General features: G+C 67.5%; 4 protein-coding genes and 1 pseudogene. 2 read left to right on the forward strand and 3 right to left on the reverse strand.

The annotated features are described in order from the left end of the window. Positions 1–116, forward strand: a pseudogene (locus FF100_RS36655) (IS5/IS1182 family transposase); the annotation flags it as partial. A 196-nt stretch (positions 117–312) separates the two neighbouring features. On the opposite strand, the gene FF100_RS36660 reads toward FF100_RS36655, so the two are convergent. Further along, complete coding sequence (locus FF100_RS36660) at positions 313–1,611, reverse strand: Y-family DNA polymerase (protein WP_139040916.1); 1,299 nt, start codon at positions 1,609–1,611, stop codon at positions 313–315. Next, a complete protein-coding gene (locus FF100_RS36665) occupies positions 1,608–2,072 on the reverse strand; it encodes a LexA family protein (RefSeq protein ID WP_139040917.1) in 465 nt (154 codons plus the stop codon). The genes FF100_RS36660 and FF100_RS36665 overlap by 4 nt, the downstream gene beginning before the upstream one ends. Before the next feature lie 109 nt (positions 2,073–2,181). On the opposite strand from FF100_RS36665, the gene FF100_RS36670 reads away from it, so the two are divergent. Then, on the forward strand, positions 2,182–2,436 hold the full coding sequence (locus tag FF100_RS36670) for a hypothetical protein (protein WP_139040919.1): 255 nt from the start codon (positions 2,182–2,184) through the stop codon (positions 2,434–2,436). A 155-nt stretch (positions 2,437–2,591) separates the two neighbouring features. On the opposite strand, the gene FF100_RS36675 is transcribed toward FF100_RS36670, so the two are convergent. Beyond that, positions 2,592–2,949 (reverse strand): hypothetical protein (locus FF100_RS36675; protein ID WP_139040918.1); only part of this gene is annotated, 358 nt, incomplete at its 5' end.

A 2,949-nucleotide genomic window follows, 5' to 3' on the forward strand; every position in this document is an offset into this window, starting at 1 on the left:
TCAACCGCGCCCGCCGCTTGCCCGTCCGCTACGAACGCCGCGCCGACATCTACGAGGCCTTCACGTTCCTGCAGGCAAGCCTCATCACCCTCCGCCAGATCAGGCGGTTCTGTTAGGCGCTCTAAGTTGCATATCAGTCGTTGCCAATAAGCAACACCTCCACAGGAGAGGCCGCTAATCGTTTGTCCCCTAGCTGCTGCGCCTCCGTCTTGTAGGCTCCGAGTTGGAGTCGGAACGTCCACTTACGGGCTTCGCATTCAAGCCTGCTTTCCACCCATAGCAGCGGTTGAGCCGCAAAGGGCCTGGGTGGCTTCACTGGAACGCCGCGCTCACCGTCGGCACCTCACTCAGCCGCGTTGTGAACCGCGGCGAGCGCATCTCGAACTTGGTCGACCAAGTACGCTTTTCGACCAGCCCCGCCCGCGCCGGCACCACGGCGCCGCGCCCGAACCGGCTGTTGCAGGTATCCATCGCGGCCATCAGCTTCACCGACCTCTCCCGGTCCAGGGCATCGAACAGAGGGCGCGGCGCCTCGGCCAGCGGCACGAGGTCGGTCGTCACCAGCCCCGCCTTGCTGTAGCGCCAGGGCGTCGGCCCCTGCTCCTTCCAGGTCATCGCCACGCCGCGGATCGCCGCATCAATCAGGTGGCGGGTGTCGTTCGTCGCCTCTGGCAGGTGCACCACCTTCGAGACCGCGCGCATCGGGTCGCCACGGTCGTGCTCGCTGGTGTGGTAGAAGACGGTCACGGCCGAGACCGCGAGACCGTCGCGCCGCAGTTTCTCGCCGAGTCGCGTCGCGTGCGCCGCCACCGCCTGCTCGAGCACGGTCCGCTCGGTGATCCGTGACGAGAACGACCGGGTTACGGCGCAGCCCTTGCGCCTGGCCGGCACGATCTCAAGCGGCAGGCAGGCGCGGCCGCGCAGCTCGTGGATGATGCGCTCGCCCACCACCGTCAGGGATTGCCGGGCTGGCCGGGGATCGAGGTCGCGCAGATCCGCGACCGTGTCGACGCCCATGGCGGTGAGCCGCGCCAGCGAGGCGCGCCCGATGCCCCAGACCTCGCCCACCGAGATCCCGACCATCCAGGCGGCGCGCTCCGCCTCGTCGGACAGGTCGCACACGCCGCCGAGCTCCGGGATGGTCTTGGCGATGTGGTTGGCGAGCTTCGCGAGCGTCTTCGTCGGCCCGATCCCGACGCAGGTGGGTAGGCCGGTCCACTGCCGCACGGTGGAGCGGAGGTCCCGGGCGAGCGCCACCCGGTCGCGCTCGCGCACGTCGGACAGGTCCAGGAAGCTCTCGTCGATCGAGTAGATCTCCACGTCCGGCGTGAACTGGCGGTAGACCGTGTTCGCCCGGGCGCTCATGTCGCCGTAGAGGGCATAGTTCGAAGAGAAGACGCGCACCTTCTGCTGGCGGCACAGGTCGCGGATCTTGAAGTACGGCTCGCCCATCTTGATCCCGAGCGCCTTGGCCTCTGACGTCCTTGCTATCGCACAGCCATCATTGTTCGACAGCACGATCACCGGCACACCGGTCAGCTTCGGGTCGAACACGCGCTCGCAGGAGCAGTAGAAGGAATTGCCGTCGATCAGCGCGATGGCGCGGCTCATCGCACGAGGCTCGTGCGCGCCTTCACATGGTGCCAGCGCACCGAGAACAGGAGCACACCCCAGAGCAGACCCTCCTCCAGGTCCTCAAGAGCGAATTCCTGGTCCATCTCCGGGTTGTCGAACGTGAGGGACAGCCGGTTGCCGGACATCACCAGGCGCTTCAGGCTCATCTCGCCGTTGATCACCGCGACGACGACCGCGCCGGAGGACGGAGAGAGCGAGCGGTCGACCACGGCCAAGTCCTCATCGTGGATGCCCGCGCCCTTCATGCACCAGCCGCGCACGCGCCAGATGAATGTCGCGGCGGGGTTGGGAGCGAGCCAGCGCGGCAGCTCCAGCGCCCCTTCGATGAAATCCTCGGCCGGGCTCGGGAAACCGGCGCAGAGGGTCGTCCGCATGAACGGGATCCGCACGAGCCCGCTGTCGTCCGCCGCCTCCGCACCGACCCGATAGAGACTCACGCGCGCCCTCCGTGTTAGAACGAAAAGAGAACAAACAGGCTTGAGGTTCCCGGTCAAGGCTGAGCTTTGGGCCTGTGCGGAGTGGGGAAGGCAGGATCAGGAGATCGTGATGAGCATGCGAACGACGTTCATGGTTCAGACGTTCGAGATCCACCGGAAGCGACTGCGGCCAGGCAACCGGGACGTAGCGCCGACGGAGAGCGGCGCGCTCAAGCGCGCGGAGGCGATCGCCGGACGAATGCCTGGGGCGGCGGCCCTGCGGATCGTGGCGGACGACGAGACGGGCGAGTTGGAGAGCGTCGCGATCCTCGGCCAGTTCGGCGAGGTGCCGGAGGACTTTGCGGAGCAGGTCAGTGGCGGGTGAGCCTCGTCATCGGCCGGCGCGTGCTCATTGCCGAAGGGGCCAGACCAGAACGAAAAAACCCCGCGCGGCGGCTGCCGTCGGGGCTGAAGGCGGGTCTCGGGGGTCCGAAAAGATCCGCCGGCTAACGGGCAGGCGACGCGTCGGGTTCCAGGGCGCTACTCGCGGCGGTCGTGCCCATAATTGCGCACCTGCTCCCGGTCGATGCTGCGCAGGATCTCGGTCTGGTTGTGCGTCTCGCCTCGGATGACCCGCATGCATTCGGCGATGCGCCCGAGATAGTCCGTCTGCTGCCGGCCCTGCTCTCGCATCTCGCGCAGAAGGCTCAGCACCTCGGCCGGTCCTTGCAGATGCACCATCGCATCCCCCACCGAACCGGGCGCCGGGGGCGGCACCTCGTGCCTGTCCCTGTTCGCCCTCAGCACCATGGCGACGCACGTGACGGCCACGGCGGCGCCGACGAAGACCTGCAGCGCCGGCATCGACGACAGCAGCGGCAGCAATGCGATCAGGTGC

Source organism: Methylobacterium terricola (genome assembly GCF_006151805.1).
Taxonomy (GTDB): domain Bacteria; phylum Pseudomonadota; class Alphaproteobacteria; order Rhizobiales; family Beijerinckiaceae; genus Methylobacterium; species Methylobacterium terricola.